Source organism: Gottfriedia solisilvae (genome assembly GCF_002128405.1).
GTDB lineage: Bacteria > Bacillota > Bacilli > Bacillales > Bacillaceae_G > Gottfriedia > Gottfriedia solisilvae.
On record NZ_NETJ01000004.1, the window covers coordinates 119,462 to 138,977 of the forward strand.

The 19,516-nt window shown below is 35.2% G+C and carries 20 protein-coding genes and 1 other RNA gene; 3 read left to right on the plus strand and 18 right to left on the minus strand.

Annotation, left to right across the window (positions count from 1 at the left end):
- Positions 1 to 536: 536 nt before the first annotated feature.
- Positions 537 to 1,976 carry an alanine/glycine:cation symporter family protein gene (locus CAB05_RS13820; protein WP_088000717.1) on the plus strand — a complete coding sequence of 480 codons (1,440 nt, stop codon included), beginning with the start codon at positions 537 to 539 and terminating at the stop codon, positions 1,974 to 1,976.
- A 184-nt stretch (positions 1,977 to 2,160) separates the two neighbouring features.
- On the opposite strand, the gene CAB05_RS13825 is transcribed toward CAB05_RS13820, so the two are convergent.
- The 9 genes from CAB05_RS13825 to CAB05_RS13865 all read right to left on the minus strand — a co-directional run bounded on the left by CAB05_RS13825 (position 2,161) and on the right by CAB05_RS13865 (position 10,004).
- Positions 2,161 to 2,925 carry an ABC transporter permease gene (locus CAB05_RS13825; RefSeq protein WP_088000719.1) on the minus strand — a complete coding sequence of 255 codons (765 nt, stop codon included), beginning with the start codon at positions 2,923 to 2,925 and terminating at the stop codon, positions 2,161 to 2,163.
- A gap of 1 nt (position 2,926) precedes the next feature.
- Entirely contained in the window at positions 2,927 to 3,688 is a 762-nt protein-coding gene (locus CAB05_RS13830) for an ABC transporter ATP-binding protein (protein ID WP_088000721.1), read from the minus strand.
- An 85-nt stretch (positions 3,689 to 3,773) separates the two neighbouring features.
- Positions 3,774 to 4,118 (minus strand): DUF1048 domain-containing protein, encoded by a 345-nt coding sequence (locus CAB05_RS13835; RefSeq protein WP_088000723.1) that lies wholly within the window; start codon positions 4,116 to 4,118, stop codon positions 3,774 to 3,776.
- Between the two features lie 13 nt (positions 4,119 to 4,131).
- Positions 4,132 to 4,515, minus strand: coding sequence for a DUF1048 domain-containing protein (locus CAB05_RS13840; protein WP_088000725.1), 384 nt, complete (start codon positions 4,513 to 4,515; stop codon positions 4,132 to 4,134).
- Positions 4,516 to 4,839 carry a PadR family transcriptional regulator gene (locus tag CAB05_RS13845; RefSeq protein ID WP_088000727.1) on the minus strand — a complete coding sequence of 108 codons (324 nt, stop codon included), beginning with the start codon at positions 4,837 to 4,839 and terminating at the stop codon, positions 4,516 to 4,518. It lies immediately after the preceding gene.
- A gap of 595 nt (positions 4,840 to 5,434) precedes the next feature.
- Positions 5,435 to 5,792: a transfer-messenger RNA gene (ssrA, locus tag CAB05_RS13850) on the minus strand.
- 224 nt (positions 5,793 to 6,016) lie between these two features.
- Positions 6,017 to 6,484 (minus strand): SsrA-binding protein SmpB, encoded by a 468-nt coding sequence (gene smpB / locus CAB05_RS13855; RefSeq protein ID WP_088000729.1) that lies wholly within the window; start codon positions 6,482 to 6,484, stop codon positions 6,017 to 6,019.
- A gap of 264 nt (positions 6,485 to 6,748) precedes the next feature.
- A complete protein-coding gene (rnr, locus tag CAB05_RS13860; protein WP_088000731.1) occupies positions 6,749 to 9,190 on the minus strand; it encodes a ribonuclease R in 2,442 nt (813 codons plus the stop codon).
- Positions 9,191 to 9,263: 73 nt separating this feature from the next.
- Entirely contained in the window at positions 9,264 to 10,004 is a 741-nt protein-coding gene (locus CAB05_RS13865) for an alpha/beta hydrolase (RefSeq protein WP_088000733.1), read from the minus strand.
- A 283-nt stretch (positions 10,005 to 10,287) separates the two neighbouring features.
- Between CAB05_RS13865 and CAB05_RS13870 the strand changes: the two genes are divergently transcribed.
- Positions 10,288 to 10,773, plus strand: a complete 486-nt coding sequence (locus tag CAB05_RS13870; protein WP_088000735.1) for a DinB family protein — start codon at positions 10,288 to 10,290, stop codon at positions 10,771 to 10,773.
- 25 nt (positions 10,774 to 10,798) lie between these two features.
- On the opposite strand, the gene CAB05_RS13875 is transcribed toward CAB05_RS13870, so the two are convergent.
- The 3 genes from CAB05_RS13875 to CAB05_RS13885 all read right to left on the minus strand — a co-directional run bounded on the left by CAB05_RS13875 (position 10,799) and on the right by CAB05_RS13885 (position 12,523).
- A complete protein-coding gene (locus CAB05_RS13875; RefSeq protein ID WP_142283106.1) occupies positions 10,799 to 11,233 on the minus strand; it encodes a hypothetical protein in 435 nt (144 codons plus the stop codon).
- Positions 11,234 to 11,303: 70 nt separating this feature from the next.
- Positions 11,304 to 11,537: a preprotein translocase subunit SecG gene (gene secG, locus CAB05_RS13880; protein ID WP_088000739.1), complete on the minus strand. Its 234-nt coding sequence runs from the start codon at positions 11,535 to 11,537 to the stop codon at positions 11,304 to 11,306.
- 59 nt (positions 11,538 to 11,596) lie between these two features.
- The gene (locus CAB05_RS13885; protein ID WP_088000741.1) at positions 11,597 to 12,523 is read right to left on the minus strand and encodes an alpha/beta hydrolase; all 927 of its coding nucleotides are present in this window, start codon (positions 12,521 to 12,523) and stop codon (positions 11,597 to 11,599) included.
- A 296-nt stretch (positions 12,524 to 12,819) separates the two neighbouring features.
- On the opposite strand from CAB05_RS13885, the gene CAB05_RS13890 reads away from it, so the two are divergent.
- On the plus strand, positions 12,820 to 13,395 hold the full coding sequence (locus CAB05_RS13890) for a DUF2238 domain-containing protein (protein WP_088000743.1): 576 nt from the start codon (positions 12,820 to 12,822) through the stop codon (positions 13,393 to 13,395).
- Between the two features lie 52 nt (positions 13,396 to 13,447).
- Here the strand turns inward: CAB05_RS13890 and CAB05_RS13895 are convergent, their stop codons facing one another.
- The 6 genes from CAB05_RS13895 to CAB05_RS13920 form a co-directional block, all read right to left on the minus strand.
- Complete coding sequence (locus CAB05_RS13895; RefSeq protein ID WP_088000745.1) at positions 13,448 to 13,843, minus strand: TM2 domain-containing protein; 396 nt, start codon at positions 13,841 to 13,843, stop codon at positions 13,448 to 13,450.
- Positions 13,844 to 13,849: 6 nt separating this feature from the next.
- The gene (locus CAB05_RS13900) at positions 13,850 to 14,185 is read right to left on the minus strand and encodes a TM2 domain-containing protein (RefSeq protein WP_088000747.1); all 336 of its coding nucleotides are present in this window, start codon (positions 14,183 to 14,185) and stop codon (positions 13,850 to 13,852) included.
- 236 nt (positions 14,186 to 14,421) lie between these two features.
- On the minus strand, positions 14,422 to 15,717 hold the full coding sequence (eno, locus tag CAB05_RS13905) for a phosphopyruvate hydratase (protein ID WP_088000749.1): 1,296 nt from the start codon (positions 15,715 to 15,717) through the stop codon (positions 14,422 to 14,424).
- Between the two features lie 59 nt (positions 15,718 to 15,776).
- Positions 15,777 to 17,312 carry a 2,3-bisphosphoglycerate-independent phosphoglycerate mutase gene (gene gpmI, locus CAB05_RS13910; protein ID WP_088000751.1) on the minus strand — a complete coding sequence of 512 codons (1,536 nt, stop codon included), beginning with the start codon at positions 17,310 to 17,312 and terminating at the stop codon, positions 15,777 to 15,779.
- The gene (gene tpiA / locus CAB05_RS13915) at positions 17,312 to 18,067 is read right to left on the minus strand and encodes a triose-phosphate isomerase (protein WP_088000753.1); all 756 of its coding nucleotides are present in this window, start codon (positions 18,065 to 18,067) and stop codon (positions 17,312 to 17,314) included. The genes gpmI and tpiA overlap by 1 nt, the downstream gene beginning before the upstream one ends.
- 75 nt (positions 18,068 to 18,142) lie before the next feature.
- Positions 18,143 to 19,324, minus strand: a complete 1,182-nt coding sequence (locus tag CAB05_RS13920; RefSeq protein ID WP_088000755.1) for a phosphoglycerate kinase — start codon at positions 19,322 to 19,324, stop codon at positions 18,143 to 18,145.
- Positions 19,325 to 19,516 lie beyond the last annotated feature (192 nt).

The following is a 19,516-nucleotide window of genomic DNA, read 5'->3' on the forward strand; positions in this document are numbered from 1 at the left end:
CCTTATTTACTCCATCTGTAAAATTGAATTGAGTCTTTTATTAAAAAAACTAGTAAAACTATACCAAGTTTATAAATATATAGCTAATTATTAGATGTTAAAACAAACTTTTTGTTAAGTCTATATGCCTAGAATTATTTTTTCTCCAACTCGTGATATATTATTAAAATATCAGTGTTGATTGCTATCATTATCTTATCACATTTCATTTATTTATCATTCTTTTTTATACACAACACAAAAAGAGCTATTCCATTATTCTTGGATAGCTTTTTCTTTAAGATAATTGAGTTATCGAGGACTTCTTATGTTGATTATTAAATAAATATTTTATTTTTTAGACTTAGTAGATTATTTTCTTTTTTGCACAAGATATGTTATAGGGATATACTAAAGAACTGCCATTACATTTCCCTTCTAATTGAAATAATCGTTGATATATCAGTATTTTTTCACAAAATTCATTTTACAGAATGCTCTAACTTATTTTATAATCATTAGTATTGCTATTTTTGCAAAAATTTTACAACAAGGAGATGAAATTCATGACAGAATTTATTTCAGTACTAAATGACTATTTATGGGCCAAATTAATTGTAATTTTCTTAGTTGCAATCGGCTTATTCTTAACAGTTTATTTAGGCTTCTTACAAATTAGATTTTTCCCTGAAATGGTACGTCTATTAGGGGATGGTCGTAAGAATAAAGACAAAGACAAAAAAACTGTTTCATCATTACAGGCATTCATGATTGGGATGGCTGCTCGTATTGGTACTGGTAATATTGCCGGTGTTGCAACAGCAGTAGCATTAGGTGGTCCTGGTGCAGTATTTTGGATGTGGCTAATCGCACTGATTGGTTCTGCTTCTGCTTTCGTAGAAAGTACGCTAGCTCAGGTTTACAAAGTTAAAGATGGTGATTCTTGGCGCGGTGGACCTGCTTATTACATGGAAAAAGCTTTAGGAAATAGAAAGCTTGGCATTATCTTTAGTATTTTAATTACTTTATCTTTTGGTCTTATTTTTAATGCTGTACAAGCCAATACAATTGCTGCTTCAATTGACAATGAATTTGGCATCAGTACGTCAACTACTGCAATTGTACTTGCTATTATTACTGCTATCATCATTTTTGGTGGAGTACACTCAGTCGCAAAATTCTCTACAGTATTAGTACCAATTAAAGCTGGTGTTTACATAGTTTTAGCATTATGGGTAATGATTGCTAATTTTGATATCTTACCTAACGTTTTCGGTGCAATTTTCTCTGAGGGTGTATTTACTTTCAAACAAATGTTTGGCGGTGTAATGGGTGCTGCTGTGCTTCATGGAATTCGTCGTGGATTATTCTCGAACGAAGCAGGTATGGGTTCTGCTCCAAACGCAGCAGCTACAGCTGATGTTACTCACCCTGTAAAACAAGGCTTTATTCAAGCTTTAGGCGTAATCGTAGATACATTTATCATCTGTTCATCTACTGCTATGATCGTATTAGTTTCAGGTGTTTACAAAACTTCTGAGTTAACAGGTATTCCTTTAACACAAGAATCATTACGTGTAAGTCTAGGTGACTTTGCAGCAACATTTGTATCTATTTCTGTATTCTTATTTGCCTTAAGTACAATTATGGGTAACTACTACTATGGTGAATCAAATATCAGTTTCATGAAGAATAGCAAAAAAACAATTTACCTATATCGCTTTGCTGTAATTGGAATGGTATTATTCGGAGCATTATATAGTGCCGAATTAATTTGGTCTTTAGCTGATATCTTTATGGGACTAATGGTTTTAGTGAACTTATATGCAATTACGCGTCTATCTAAAGTTGCTAAAGCTCTCTTAATGGACTATATCGCTCAAAAGAAAAAAGGTTTAGATCCAGTCTTCCATGCAGATTCTATTTCTGAACTACCAGGTCGTGAACATTTAGAAGCTTGGGTTGATGAAAAAAAAGCTAATAAACAAATCGGATAATGTATTTGAAAAAACCATCATTGCGTAGTATTCAAACTACGAATGATGGTTTTTTTATATCTTTTAGACTTTACTGCATATTCCCGTGATATTACTAGTAGGATAAAGATATACAAAAATAATAATTTATTCGAAATAAAAAAAGTACAGACTGAATGAAATCTCCAACCCGTACTTAAGCAATCTATTTCATTCGTTTTTTGTACACCTTCATCGATATCAAGTAAAACAAAATCCCAATTCCCACTAACCATATTACTGCTGTTAAAAGGTCACCATAATTTGGTTGCCCAGCTAAAAGTGAACGCACACTTTCGGCAAGTGGTGTCATCGGTTGATTTTCGGCAAAAGCTCTAAGTTTACTACCCATGTTATTTGTTGGAACAAAGGCTGAACTGACAAACATTAGACCCATTAACAGATAAGAAAACACGCTTGCACCTTCATAAGACTTAGCCATAAGTCCGAATGCTACCGCCATCCAAGTGAAAGCGAAAATAGTAATTAGTATCATACCTATCGCTAACAACCATTCCACAAAATTAGCGTGTGGACGGAATCCCATCAGAAAAGAAATGAGAATCACAGCAGCAACTGATAATAAGTTTAATAGCAAAGTTGAGATTACATGCCCTCCTAAAATTGAAGATTTGGCGATTGGCATGGAATGGAAACGGTCAAAAATCCCTCTTGTCATATCCATATTCACCCTTACCGCTGTGTAGGAAATCCCCATTCCAATACACATTAGCAGTACACCTGGTACGATAAAATTAACATACTCTGCTTTATCCATTGTCATAGCACTACCGAAAATGTAGACAAATGCAAGCATCAACATAATAGGTGTAAGGATTGTAGTAATAATTGTATCTACACTACGAAGGGAATGCTTCATCACCCTTGTGCTCATGGTCATTGTATCACTGATTAAATGTTCTTTACTCATGTTATTCCGCCCCTTTCTTGACAGTGACAGCCAGGAAAATTTCCTCAAGTGTCGGCTGTTTTTCCACATATTCTACTTTTTTAGGAGGAAGAATTGCTTTTAGTTCTTCCATTGTTCCTTGCACGATAATTTTTCCTTCATGCAAAATGGCAATGCGGTCAGCTAATTGTTCGGCTTCTTCTAAATATTGAGTAGTGAGAAAAACAGTAATACCAGCTTTCACCATATCACGAATCACATCCCATAAAGCCAAACGTGCTTCAGGGTCAAGCCCTACAGACGGCTCATCAAGAAAAACAAGTTCAGGGGAGCCAAGCACAGTCATAGCCAAATCCAAGCGTCTTTTCATCCCACCTGAATAAGTGGCAAGAGCTCGATCACCGGCTTCCAAAAGATCAAAGCGACGCAGACTATCTTCTACTGCTTCTTTTCGATTTGGTAAATGACGAAGTTTTGCAACTAAGTCAAGATTCTCTCGTCCGCTTAAAATATCATCTACGGCCACATTTTGCCCAGTCAGGCTGATTTTCTCACGCACTTGCTCTGGATTTGTTCGAAGATTTGCACCGCAAACTTCAATCTCACCTTTATTAGTTTTGAGTAAAGTAGTTAAAATTTTAATGATAGTTGTTTTACCGGCACCGTTTGACCCTAGAAGAGCAAAAACACTGCCTTTTTTCACTTCAAAATCTACACCTTTTAAAACTTCATGATCTTTAAAAGATTTTTCAAGCCCTTTCACTGAAATTGCTGTATTACTCATAATTGTTCCCCTCCCTATATAATGCTGAAGGCGCGTTCTAAAAAGTCGCCAACAACTGGTTTTCTCTACATAGATTCTTCTACGCTTATTTTTTTTTACCCACACGATCTAAAATGCTTTTGTTCAAATTATTACGTAACTTATCATCCCATCTTTTCGCTTGTTCGATCAGTCCATTAGCGAATGCTGTCACGTCTTCACCTGTTATTTCCAAAACGTCTTTTCCATCTGCCGCACCATCTTCAAACAAGTCGATGAGATCATACTGGATTCTTAGCATATCCATGCCGCTACCGGCAGAGAAAGTCCACATATAATTGCAGATTTTTTTATAGGCTTCTGGATAGTCTCCTGGCAAAGCTTCGACACGCGCCATCATTTCTTTATATTCTTTTTTGTCATTTAGTATCTTTTTGATGAAATTTACCATTGTATTAAACCCCCTATTTATTTTTATTCGTCCATATTTTTACTTGCTGTTCTACTCTACTCTCAATTTCTTTTTTCAACTCAACTTGCTCTCCTAATTTAATCCCAGATTCTTCACCATCTAACTTTGAAAGAGACATCAACTCGTCGGCAAATGCTGCCACGTCTTCCCCAGTAACATCTAATACATGCTTACCTTCTGCTGCACTAGCTTCAAACAATTCATACAAATTGATGATTTCTTCACCAAAGCCATATCCGAAATTCCACATGTACTTTTGAATTTTTTTGAACACAAAAGCGTAATCCTTCGGTAGCGAATTTACTTTTTTCATAAATGCTTTGTATTCCTTCTTACTTTCTAAATCTCCAATGATTAACTCTATAAATTTCTTCAATTATTTCTCCCCCTTTAAGATATTAATTTTTGATGAAAGAAAATCCCATTTTCCCCAAAATTGTTTTAATTCCTCGTGTCCATCTTCGTTTAATGAATAAAACTTACGAGGCGGTCCCATTTCAGATGGTTTTTTTTCAATATTCACCAGCTTTTTCTTTTCCAGCCTAACCAAAATGGTGTAGACTGTACCTTCGACAACCTCTGTAAATCCTAGATCATTAAGGCGACGAGTAATCTCATAGCCGTAAGTATCACCTCGACTGATGATTTCCAGTACACAACCTTCTAATGAACCTTTAAGCATTTCTGTTAAATTTTCCATGGTATACACCTCCTTATATATATAAATTAAATTTCTTTTTAGTATAGCTATTTAGTAACACGGATATTCAGTATCACTGAGTAGCGATTAATAAAACTCTAAATAACTTACGGAGCAAGGGTTTAATAAGCCACCTTTTTATATAACTCTTTTCAGCTATTTAGCATTACTGATATTCTGTGTTACTTAGTAATAGTATATTGTATTACTGAGTAGTTAAAATGTGAACCTATTTTTTTAAAAAATTTTATAAACATTATCAACTATTTAGTATTACATATATTCTGTATTACTTAGTACCTGTATATCGTAACACTAAGTAGTGAAGTTGTAAAGTAGATAAGTAAAAATGTTTTTTACCCAACTATAAATATATCCATACAGTCCTCCACACCAGATATATATGCTGTAATAACTGAGAAACTTAGAATAGATCATTATTATAAATTCTTCAAAAAAAATTGGGCTATCGTAAATTTTCATTTTACGGATAGCCCATTTATCTATCATATATTTATTCATTAAAAAATTTTAAAGTAGCTTTCAACTATTAAAACCGAGTTTTTGACATAAAAAAACCACCAACAGTATGTATTGGTGGAGACGGTGGGAGTCGAACCCACGTCCAGAAATATCGGCACTTAAGCTTCTACGAGTGTAGTCAATATATTCGCATTTCGCATACTATTCAGCCCATTGACAGGCTTCCTAGTAGCTAGTCTGGTTAGTCTCTTCCTTTCCCCTCAGACGGTGAGGTCCGGCGTAGCCCACTAATGAGTGAACCCCTCTAAGCTATGCACATGGGCGATACATAGGAGGAGCCTTTAGTGCAATTAAGCAGCTAAAGAGAAATTGTTGTTTTTGCCAGTTATAGGCTTTTGCGTTTTAACGAGGCCGACCCCTCGACTCGCGACTTAAGCTCGAACTACCCCTGTCGAATCCGTAACGTCCCCATATAAAATGCACACTCGACATTATTTCAGTCTTCGTGGCTATGAGTGACTTACGAAGCACTAAACAAAAGCTTAGCTTCATAATCTATAAAATCTGCACATCATCGTGCTCATTTATGTGTTTCATTAACTTACAAACTTATTATAGCACATTCGACATCAGTTGCAATTAACAATTGTTGTTAATAGTTAAAGAGAATGGAAAAGCTTCAACTATTATCCAATTAACTTTTTTGACGATCTCGGAACGCTCGTTCAACCTCACGTTTTGCTTCTTTTTTCTTCAAATCATCGCGTTTATCAAATTGCTTCTTACCTTTACCTAACCCAAGTAATAACTTTGCATATCCATTTTTTAAATAGATTTTTAAAGGTACTAATGTGTAACCAGTTTCTTTTGTATAACCAATTAATTTCACAATTTCTTTATTATGAAGTAAAAGCTTTCTTGTACGTAATGGTTCATGATTATATCGATTACCTTGTTCATACGGACTAATATGCATATTATGAAGCCATACTTCACCGTTTTGAACACGAGCAAATGAATCCTTTAAATTAGCCTTTCCAGCACGTAATGATTTTATTTCAGTACCTTGTAGTACGATACCCGCCTCATACGTTTCTTCAATAAAATAATCATGATAAGCTTTTTTATTTTGCGCGATAACCTTACCTTCACCTTTTGGCATGTTTAAAACACCTCACTATCCTTACTTATTTTACCATAAAATGAAACTATATTCTATGTACATAGGACCGCTCTTGGTCGTAATCAAAAAGAATAAAACAGTGAACATTTCATCTGTCCACTGCTTTATTTTTTGACTGTTTTCTTACCCTTTGTTGCTGTTTATGTATGCGTTAGTTGATTACAACTTCAGGTTGCTCCCTTTCCGTTGTAATCAACTTCTGTCTTTCAAAACAACAATCTTTAAGAAAAGAGCATGCTTCTATTATCTCTTCTTATTCCCTTTTGCTACTTTATCATAGAAAGGTTTTTTCTTTTTACTTTTACTTTTTGTTGGGTTAAAACGATCATCTCGTTTGTTACGAGGTTTCCCGTTTCTGCCATTGTCTTTTTCTTCACTTGATGAAGTTGTGGTACTATCTCCTCCACGTCTACCGCGTGAACTACCACCTCTATTGCGATCAGTACTTCGATCTGTTGGTCCTCTTCCACGACCTCTACCTCGGCCACCTGAAGTGCCACCATCTCGATTCACTGGTCCTCTTCCACCACTTCGACGAGGTTTATTTGATTTCATACCAACAATTTCAAAATCAATTGCACGCTCTTCTTTATTTACATTGACTACTCGAATAGAAACCTCATCGCCAATTCTAAAGATCTTACCAGTTCTTTCCCCAACCATCGCGTAATGACGTTCATCATAATTGTAGTAGTCATCCGATAAATCAGCTACACGAACAAGACCCTCAATCGTATTTGGCAATTCAATAAACATACCGAAGTTAGTAACTGAGCTAATAATTCCTTCATACTCTTCGCCAATTTTATCAAGCATAAATTCTGCTTTTTTCAAATCATCGGTTTCGCGTTCAGCTTCTACAGAGCGACGCTCCATATTTGATGCGTGTTCAGCAATTGCTGGCAGTTTATCATCCCATTGACGCTTCGTATCATCATTCATTTGACCCTGAATTAAGTAAGTACGGATTAAACGATGTACAATTAAATCTGGGTAACGGCGAATTGGTGAAGTAAAATGCGTGTAGAACTCCGCTGCTAAACCAAAGTGACCTAAATTATCTGCTTCGTACTTCGCTTGCTTCATTGAACGTAGCATAACAGTTGAAATAACTGTTTCCTCTGGTTGACCATGTACCATTTCAAGTACTTGCTGTAATGCTCTTGGATGAACATCATTAGCAGCACCTTTTACTGTATAGCCAAATGTTGAGATGAACTCAAAGAAACGTTGTAGTTTTTCTTCTTTAGGATCTTCGTGAACACGATACATAAACGGAACATTTAACCAATGGAAATGCTCTGCTACCGTCTCATTCGCAACTAGCATAAACTCTTCAATTAATTTCTCTGCTGTCGAACGTTCACGTAAAATAATGTCTTCTGGATGACCTTCAGCGTCTACAAGAACTTTCGCTTCTTTAAAGTCAAAGTCGATTGCTCCACGATTCATTCTTCGTTTACGTAAAATGCTTGCCAAGTGCGCCATCTCTTCAAACATAGGTACCAATGGCTCATAACGCTCACGTAACTCGACATCTGCTTCATCTAGAATTTTGTTAACATCACTATATGTCATACGTTCAGTTGTCTTAATGATACTTTCGAAGATTTCGTGTTTAACGACATCACCTTTTTGGTCAATTTCCATTTCACAAGAAAGAGTAAATCGATTAACTTGTGGATTTAAAGAACAAATACCATTTGATAGTCGGTGAGGAATCATCGGAATCACTCGATCAACTAAATAAATACTTGTTCCACGATCATAAGCTTCTTGGTCAATTGGAGAATTCTCTGTTACATAATAAGAGACGTCAGCAATGTGAACGCCAAGCTTATAGTGTCCATTTTCTAGTTTTGTAACTGTAACTGCATCATCTAAATCTTTCGCATCAGCTCCGTCAATCGTGACAATTTGTTGATCTCGTAAATCACGTCGAGTACCAATATCTGCTTCATCAATATCTTCAGGAACAGCATTTGCTTGATCCATTGCTTCTTTAGGAAATTCCTGTGGTAATCCAAACTTATGAATGACTGAAAGAATATCTACACCTGGATCGTTTTTATGCCCAAGGATTTGAACAATGATTCCTTCTGCATTTTTGCCGTTTTCAGGGAATTGAGTTAGTTCTACAACTACTTTGTGCCCTTCAACTGCACCTTGTGAATTACTTCTTGTAATAAATATGTCACTACCAAAACGTTTATCGTCAGGAATCACAAATCCAAAGTTTTTCTGTGCTTGGAACGTACCAACCATTTTCGTTTGACCACGTTCAAGAATTTTTACGATTGTGCCTTCACGACGTGCATCACTTTTTTCTTTCGTAATTCTTGCTAAAACAACATCTCCGTGTAGTGCACCATTTAAGTCAGAAGGCGAAATAAATACATCCTCTGCTCCCGCTTCCTCTGGAATTACAAATGCAAAACCACGTGCGTGACCAGTAAGTTTACCTCTTACTAGATTTGATTGTTCAGGTAAACTGTATTTATTATTTCGTGAACGGACAATGAAACCCTCATCTTCTAATGTGACAAGCGCTTTAACCACTTCACGAAAATCTACAGCATCAGTTAATTGTAATTCGTCTTCTAGCCCTTGAATATTTAAAGGCTTATAGTCTTCACTTTTCATTAAAGTTAATAACTTATCTTTCCATTGTTGAAAATCTTGCATATATATTTCCCTCCTTTTCTCACCAATCCGGTTAGGGGTCTTTTATTTTAAGTTTGTCCAGAATAACATGATTCTACCAATCCAAATCATCAAGAAACGCTAAGACATCTTCATGCAATTGATCCTTCTCTTGTCCAAGCGTAATGACATGTGTTGAATTTTCATACCATTTTAATTTTTTCTGATCAGATTGAACTTCATTAAAAATAATATTTGCACTATCTGTATTAATCATTGCATCAACTCTGGATTGCACTACAAATGTAGGTGCGTAAACAGTGTCTACATTTTCACGAACTTCTTTTATTAGCCCTTGAAGTTCTTTTAATGTTTTCATTGGTGCTTTTTTGAACTCTTCCATTTCTATTTCAATTTGTTCAGGTGCTTTACCTTCTCGTTTCTTAAACTCAGCAGCGTATGCAAGAACACCTTCGTACATTATTTCTTCACTTTTTATGTACATTGGGGAACACATTGTCACAATACCATTTAATGGAACTGTGTAGCCTAGTTTCAGTGCAAAAACTCCACCTAGAGATAAACCTACTGCAGCAATTTTTTCATGACCACGGTCCTTTAAAAATTGGTAAGCTTCCATCACATCTTGCCACCAATCCTCTGGTCCAGTATGAACAAGCTCCTCTGGTGGTACACCATGCCCTTTATAATGCGGTGCATGACATGTATAACCACGTTTTTCTAAATAGCGACCTAGCATTCGAACGTCGGCTGAATGCCCTGTAAAACCATGTAATAATAAAACTCCTCGCTCTCCACCCTCAAATGTGAAAGGCTTAGGCATTGTTACTTTCATTTATACTCACTCCAAAACTGTTCTATCCTTTTTTCATTAGATTCATTTATTTTTACATCTTATATACTAATAAGTTTCAATATTCATTCTAAAATACATCTTAGAGCCAAACTTGCATTACTCTTCCTTAATAGATTACCCTTACTAGGAAGCGTTCTTTTATTTTACCTTTCATTTGCATTATTTACCAATAAAGAGTTTTTTTCTCTTTATGCTTATGATTTAATGATAATTGAGGCTATAATAACTTTGTATTTACATAAGAATCATTAGGAGGCATTTTATGTTTATTAGCGTTGACCAATTTATTAATGAGTGGACACACGAGGCAGAAGGTACTTTAAAATATTTAAACGTGTTGACTGACGATTCACTTGATCAAGCAATTGAAGAAGATCATTTTTCGCTTGGAGAACTTGCTTGGCACGTCACTGGTGCTGCTAAAGAAATCGTCTCACAATCTGGCTTAAAAATTGACCTAACAATCCAAGGCGAAATGCCTGGATCAGCAAAAGAAATTGCTGAAACATACAAAAAAGTAAGTAGTGCAGTAGTGGAAGCTGCTAAAGCTCAGTGGAATGACGAAAACTTAAAAGAAATGAAAAATTGCTTTGGTTTTGATATGCCTGTGTTTGCAATCCTTCGTATGACGCTAAATCACCAAATCCATCATAGAGGTCAAATGACTGTACTAATGAGACAAGCTGGATTAGTCGTACCAGGAATTTATGGTCCAAGTAGAGAAGAATGGGCTCAAATGAAGAAGTAACTAAAAAGTAGAAGAGACAACCATTTTAAGGTTGTCTCTTTCTTTTTGTGCTGACTATATTTCTAAATAGTTTTATAAAAAATAACACATGAAAATATAGAAAAAAAGCTGGAACACTGAATAGTGCGTAGAACATCGTTAGTTCAATACTCTGAGTAACAGCAAATATCATCGCTACAACAAATCCAGCAATTATATACATTATTAATTGAAACAAGTAAATGAACTTATTAATATGAAACATTTTTGTCAACTCTTCAATTATATAGGCAAACCCGAGTCCAAAAATCATATAGCAGGTAAATGTAATTGACAACGAAATCAAAAATCCTTCAAAAGCTCCTGTGTAACAGCACTCATAAACTCTCTCTTCTTCTGGCGTACTAGAAAACCATCCCCATGTTCCACTAATCATGATCGCGGATAAGATGACTGCATAAAATTTGTTTAGGAAATTCATATGTACTACCCCGTCTTTCATTGTGATCAAGCCAAAATAAAAAAGCCACCTTTAACAGGCAGCTAGTTTATTACAGTTTTAAATAAGTTACAGCAATTGTTAAAATGAAGAATAATACTGCTACAACAACTGTTATTCTTTGTAAAACTAATTCGAAACCACGTGCTTTTTGTTTTCCGAAAAGCTGTTCAGCTCCACCAGAAATCGCACCTGATAATCCATTACTTTTACTTGATTGAAGTAAAACAAGAACAATCATAAGAACTGAAACGATAATTAATAAAACAGATAAAAACGTATGCATTTCTTCACCTCCACAGTAAACACTGTTACTTATTATTCTACTATGAAGAACGGTTTACTTCAAGATGAGAGTACATGTTGTTCTATCCATGTTTTAACATCTAGGTAAACATCCTCTTTATTTATTTCATGTAGCATTTCGTGACGACCCTCATCGTATAGTTTCATTGTTAAATCATTACAACCTAAATTTTTATAGAGCTCGTATACTCTTTTCACTCCATCACCATTTTGACCAACAGGATCTTTACTTCCAGAAAAAATATAAATAGGTAAATTTGTTGGCGTTTTTCTTACTTCTTCTTTTCTATGGATAATCCCAACCCCATTTAAAAGCTCCCGATAAAAACTCGGTGAACAAATAAATCCACAAAAAGGATCTTTAATATAACGATCGATTTCAGCTTCATCGCGCGTTAACCAATCATATTTAGTTCTTGGAAATTTAAAATGATTATTAAAATTACCAAATGTTAAAAAATCCAATATCTTACTTCTTCCTTTTGCACCCATGATAAATGATTCAGAACCTGATAAAAATACCCCTAACTTTCTTAAAATGCCAGGATCAAACCCGGTACCTGATAAAATTAGCCCATCATATAGCTCTCCATCTAATTGAACAACTCGTCTACTTAAGTACGAGCCCATACTATGACCAAATAAAATAAGCGGAACACTCAACTCTTCTTTTATAATTTTCGTTATATAAATAATATCTTTTGCAATTTGGTCCCATGCAATTTTATCTCCAAAATAACCTAAGTCATCCTCATTCTTGGCAGTCTTTCCATGTCCTCTTTGATCATGTATATAGACTGCAATGTTTTGGTGAACTAAGTATTCAATGAATTTCTCGTATGCTCCCCCATGTTCAGCCATACCATGTACAATTTGAACGACTGCAATCGGATGATCTGGAATAAATTTTCTAACATAAATTTTCGTTCTATCTTCGGCCGAAATTAACCCTTCCCAGTTTTTCATCTTAACCCCTTCATTTCATATGTAATAAGTAACTATTTAATTTATCGTATGTTATTAAATGACCTTTTTAGCACTGATAAAACCGCAGATTAATCAGTATATATATACAATACAATCATTTTAATAGTATACCAAAAGTAACCTTTTAAGTATTCGAGAAATCCTTTATTGATTCCTTCCCATCATTTCATTATGCAGTTTAGTTCATGTCATTTTGCTTAGAATTTATCAATTAGGGAAAATTGTTAGTAATGAATATTTCTTAGTTTTTAAATGGAATAAAAGAGGTGTGGAAAATGAAAAGAGGTTTTCAAACGATATTAAGTCTTGGTTATGCCATATTAATGGTTGCTCTATTTGTCATCTTTTTCTTAAAAGGAGATACGTATCGGTATCAAATTGCAATCGGAGGTATCATATGCGGTCTCATTCCATTTGCTTTAGATAAATTTTTAAAAATCCGATTTACTTTACCATTCATTATTTCATATTTTGCTTTCTTAATCGCTTCACAATGCCTTGGTTCGATGTTAGGACTTTATTCATTAGGTTGGTGGGACACACCCTTTCTTCACTTATTAAGTGGTGCTTTAATATCCTTCTTAGCCGTCGACTTGATGGAAAAGTTTACGACTGATCAATCAAGGAGTGATATGTCTGCCTGGTTTATATTTCTCTACGTACTCTCTTTTGGTGTTTTTGGAGGAGTACTTTGGGAAATTTATGAATTTAGCGCAGACCAATTCATCGGAACAACAACCCAAGGTGGAGGAAACTTTGACACAATGACAGACCTAGTAGCAGACACAGTAGGTGCACTAATCATCGCAATTTGGGTCGCTAGGAGATCGAAAGTTAAGACAATAAAATAACTTTATAAAAAAAGAAACAGGACAAAAATTTTTGCCTGTTTCTTTTTTTATATTATGCATTTCTATTTTCTCTAATATTTTCCAAAATAGTCTGCTCGACAGTCTCGTTGAATTGATTAAGTCTGGAATTCAGAAAAAAAGCATCAATCCAACTCCATAGTAAGGAGCATACTATTAAACATAAAGAAATATAAAATAATAAGTTTACTGTATCAGTAAAAAATAAAAATATAATTGCTATTAACGGTAACATTATTGATAAAAACATTGCACTTCCATATTTATAGTCTTCAGTATAAAAACGATGTGCACCAAAAAAATGAAGACCAGCCCATAAACCCCAGGCAGCATCTTTACTTTTCATTTTTTTTAACATTTCTGACTCTAAGAAGCCAAGTTCTTCCAAAGTTAGATCTCTCTTGTTAATTTTACTGTTGAAACCACTCATAAAAATTTATTCCTTAGTTGAAGCTATTTCAGAATTCTTCTTAGCATTCTTAATTAAACGAATTTCAGAAATGATATCATTCTCAATTTTCTCATTTGTGCTTTTAACCATTCCATTTATTAGGAATAAATCAATAAATGACCATATGCCTAATCCACCTAATGTTAATAACATTGCAACAGCGGTACCAGTTTTACCTAAATAAAAGCGATGTCCCCCAAAACCACCTGTAAAAAGCCATAATAACCAAGTTGTTCCTGATGATTTTTTCTTTTTAGTCATTTCAGAACTTAAAAGTTGTAAATCTCCAGAAGATAGATCCTGTTTTTGTAAAATCGACATAAAAAATACCTCCGTTTTAAAATTTTTAACACAATTGTAAATTATACACTATATTTGTAATATTTTGCGTAGAAATAGCAAAATTCATTTATTTACCTTTCAAAACTACTTTTAAAGACACAAAAAAAGAGAAGGTAAGGGGCCTTCTCTTTTTAGTGTCTATAATGGATTATGTTTTGTTTTGCTTTGCTTAACATACATTTTTACTTTGTTGTGTCTATGATGTGATTTTTAAATTATTTACGTAAGTTGTAGAAAGATTTTAAACCTTGGTATACTGCGCTTTCGCCTAACTCGTCTTCAATACGTAATAATTGGTTGTATTTAGCGATACGGTCTGTACGAGATGCAGAACCAGTTTTGATTTGACCAGCGTTTGTAGCAACTGCGATATCAGCAATTGTGCTATCTTCAGTTTCACCTGAACGGTGAGAAACTACAGCTGTGTAACCAGCACGTTTAGCCATTTCGATTGCTTCGAAAGTTTCAGTTAATGTACCAATTTGGTTAACTTTGATAAGAATCGAGTTAGAGATACCTTTTTCAATACCTTCAGAAAGCTTTTTAGTGTTTGTAACGAATAAGTCGTCACCAACTAATTGTACTTTTTTACCTAAACGGTCAGTTAATAATTTATGTCCATCCCAGTCATTTTCATCTAAGCCATCTTCAATTGAAAGGATTGGGAAGTCGTTGCAAAGCTGCTCGTAGAAATCAACCATTTCAGCTGAAGATACGCCAGTACGGCCTTCACCTGCAAGATCGTATTTACCAGTTTCTTTGTTGTAGAACTCAGAAGACGCAACGTCCATACCTAAGAATACTTCTTCGCCAGCTTTGTAACCAGCTTTTTCGATTGCTTCCATAATTACTTCTAAAGCTTCACGGTTTGAACCAAGGTTTGGAGCAAATCCACCTTCATCACCTACAGCAGTGTTTAAGCCTTTAGAACTTAATACAGCTTTAAGGTTATGGAAGATTTCAGTACCCATACGGATTGCTTCTTTAAAGCTGCTAGCTCCAACAGGTAAGACCATAAACTCTTGGAAGTCTACGTTGTTATCAGCATGAGATCCACCATTAATGATGTTCATCATTGGTACTGGTAATTGTTTAGCGTTGAATCCACCAAGGTATTGGTATAATGGTAAACCTAATTCGTCAGCTGCTGCACGAGCTACTGCCATAGATACACCAAGAATAGCATTTGCACCTAATTTACCTTTATTTTCTGTACCATCTAATTCAATCATACGTAAGTCGATTGCAGTTTGTTCAGTTACTTCGTATCCTACGATTTCTTCTGCTAAGATATCATTTACGTTTGAAACTGCTTTTTCTACACCTTTACCAAGGTAACGTGATTTGTCTCCATCACGTAATTCAACTGCTTCATATTCACCAGTTGAAGCACCACTTGGAACTAATGCACGGCCAAAGCCACCATCTTCAGTGTAAACTTCTACTTCAACAGTAGGATTACCACGAGAATCTAATACTTCGCGAGCGTAAACATCAATAATCATTGACATAATAAAATCTCTCCTTTAAATGCGCTATACGCTTATTGTAAATCTTTTATATTAACTGTTCACTTATTAATAAGTGATTTACCAGTCATTTCGTTTGGTTGTGTTACTTTTAATAAATCTAAAACAGTAGGAGCTAAGTCTCCTAAAATTCCATCTTCACGTAAAGTAATACCTTCTTCAGTTACGATTACAGGTACTGGGTTAGTAGTATGAGCTGTCATTGGTTCACCTTCTGGTGTAATTTCTTCATCAGCATTCCCATGGTCTGCAGTGATGATCGCTTTTCCACCTTTAGCAATAATTGCATCTACTACTTCTCCTAAGCATTCATCCACAGCTTCAATCGCTTTAATCGTTGGCTCAAGTTTCCCTGAATGCCCAACCATATCTGGATTTGCAAAGTTTAAAATAATTACATCATGCTTATCGGCAGCAATCTCTTTTAAAAGAGCATCTTTCACTTCATAAGCACTCATTTCAGGTTTTAAATCGTAAGTAGCAACCTTAGGTGAATTAATTAAGATACGTTCTTCACCTGGGAACTGTGCTTCACGACCACCACTGAAGAAAAATGTAACATGTGGATACTTTTCAGTTTCAGCAATACGTAATTGAGTTAAATTATTTTGAGCTAGAACTTCACCTAAAGTGTTATCTAAGTTAGCTGGTTTAAATGCAACATAACCTTGAACCGTTTCACTAAAATGTGTTAAGCACACAAAATGAACATTCTTTGGAAACTCTGTTCCACGATCAAAATCACGGAAATCTTCATTTGTGAACACATTTGAAATTTGAATTGCACGATCTGGTCGGAAGTTGTAGAAGATAATAGAATCTTCATCTTCAACAGTTGCAACAGGTTTACCATCTTCTTTTACGATAACAGAAGGTAAAACGAACTCATCATGGATCCCATTTGCATATGAATCTTCAATTAATTCATATGGATTTGAGTAGGTAGGACCTTCACCATAGACCATTGCACGATAGCATTTTTCAACGCGATCCCAACGTTTATCACGGTCCATAGAGTAGTAACGACCTGAAATTGTTGCAAATTCACCTACACCAATTTCTTTAAATTTTGCTTCTGTTTGATCAATATACTTTTTAGCTGTTGTTGGCCCAACATCTCTTCCATCAAGAAAAGCATGAACATATACTTTTTCTAAGCCTTCTTCAGCAGCTAATTTTAATAAAGCAAACATGTGGTTAATGTGACTATGTATACCTCCGTCAGACAATAAACCGAAAATATGAAGTCCTTTACCTTTTTCTTTCGCGCTCTTCATAGCATCAATAAAAGTGTCATTTTTTTCAAATTCACCTTCACGAATAGCTTTATTCACACGCGTTAAGCTTTGATAAACGATACGTCCAGCTCCGATATTTAAATGTCCAACTTCAGAATTACCCATTTGTCCTTCTGGAAGTCCAACTGCTTCACCAGATGCAGTTAATTGTGCATGTGGATACTGATTCCAATATCTATCATAGTTTGGTTTTTTTGCTTGCGCAACAGCATTACCAAATGTTTCTTCACGCAAACCAAATCCATCAAGGATGATTAGAGCTACTGGTTTTTTACTCATTACTTAACAGCCTCCAATAAAGCAAGGAAAGAAGCTGGTTCTAGACTTGCACCACCAACTAAAGCGCCGTCTATGTCTGGTTGTGCCATATATTCTTTAATGTTTTCTGGTTTTACACTTCCACCATATTGCACTCGTACAGCTTCTGCAACATTTTCATTGTAAAGACTAGCAACAACATCACGAACAAACTTACATGATTCTTGTGCATCTTTTTCAGTTGCAGATTTACCAGTACCAATCGCCCAAATTGGTTCATAAGCAATTACTAAATTACTAACTTGATCTTCAGTAAGGCCAGCAAGATCAGCAGTTAATTGAGTACGAATTACTTCCTCAAATTTACCACCTTCACGTTCCTCTAGCGTTTCACCACAGCAAAGAATTGGTGTTAAACCATGTTCAAATGTTTTTTTAGTTTTGCTGTTAATGAATTCATCTGTCTCGCTGTAGTATTCACGGCGCTCAGAATGACCAATGATAGCATAAGTTACGTTTAAGTCTTTTAATGCAACTGGACTAATTTCTCCAGTATAAGCACCGCTATCTTTATCACTTACATTTTGTGAACCGATTTTTAAATCAGTTCCTTTTACTGCTTCTACCATTGGTGCTAGAAATAATGCTGACGCACAAACAGCTGCATCTACTTTATCAGATGCTGGCACACTATTTTTTACTTCCTCAACGAATGACATTGCTTCGCTAAGCGTTTTATTCATTTTCCAGTTACCTGCGATAATCGGTTTACGCATGTGAAACACCATCCTTACGGTTAGTAAGACATTCTATCTTACTCTATATTCTAAAATAATTCTATTCTTGTGATCTTATTTATCATTTAAAAGTGCTACACCTGGAAGTTCTTTACCTTCCATAAACTCCAATGAAGCACCGCCGCCAGTAGAAATATGGCTCATTTGATCTGCTAAACCAAATTTTTCTGCAGCTGCAGCTGAATCTCCTCCACCAATGATAGAGTAAGCGTCAGAGTCTGCTAATGCTTGAGCAACACCTTTCGTACCTTGAGCAAATTTATCGATTTCAAATACTCCCATTGGTCCATTCCAAATAACTAATTTAGAATTTTTGATGACATCAGCATAAAGAGCTGTTGTTTTTGGTCCAATATCAAGAGCTTCCCAGTCCGCAGGAATTTGATCGATATCAACAACTTTTGTGTTAGCATCTTCACCGAATTTATCAGCAATTACTACATCAATTGGCATATGGAATTTAACGCCTTTTGCTTCTGCTTTTTGCATAAATTCATTTGCTAAGTCAATTTTATCTTCTTCTAAAAGTGATTTACCAATTTCAAATCCTTTTGCTTTTAAGAATGTGTAAGCAAGGCCTCCACCGATAATTAAGTGATCTACTTTTTCTAATAAGTTTTCAATTACACCTATTTTATCGCGAACTTTTGCTCCACCAATGATTGCAGTGAAAGGACGTTCTGGGTTTGAAAGTGCCTTACCTAATACATTGATTTCTTTTTCCATAAGGAAACCAGCTACTGCTGGGATATGTTTAGCGATTCCAGCTGTTGTAGCATGTGCACGGTGAGCAGCACCAAATGCATCATTTACATATACATCAGCAAGTGCAGCAAATTCTTTAGCTAGAACTTCATCATTCTTCTCTTCACCTGGATAGAAACGAACGTTTTCTAATAATAAAACATCGCCTTCGTTCATTTTGCTGATTTCTTCTTGAACTTTTGGTCCGTAAGCTTCATCAGATTTAAGAACTTCTTTACCTAATTTTTCACCTAAACGTTTTGCAACAGCATTTAAGCGTAATTCTTCATTTACTTGCCCTTTTGGACGTCCTAAATGAGAAGCTAAAATTACTTTTGCTCCGTTTTCTACTAAATATTGAATAGTAGGAAGTGCAGCACGGATACGTGTCTCATCTGTTACTTCACCATTTGCCATTGGTACGTTAAAATCTACACGGCAAAATACGCGTTTACCCTTTACATCAATGTCACGTAAAGACTTTTTGTTCATTTTAGGTGCCTCCAGTACGTTTTTCATATTCATTCCACTATCCATTGAATTGGAAAAAAGCCAATCAGATATTGAAACTTTTCTTCTCAGAACTGACGAAACTATTCATATTTCTACAAATACGTCTTCTATTCTGTGATATTGTCACCGCAATTTTAACAGATTATGTATATTGTTGGAATTTATTTCTTG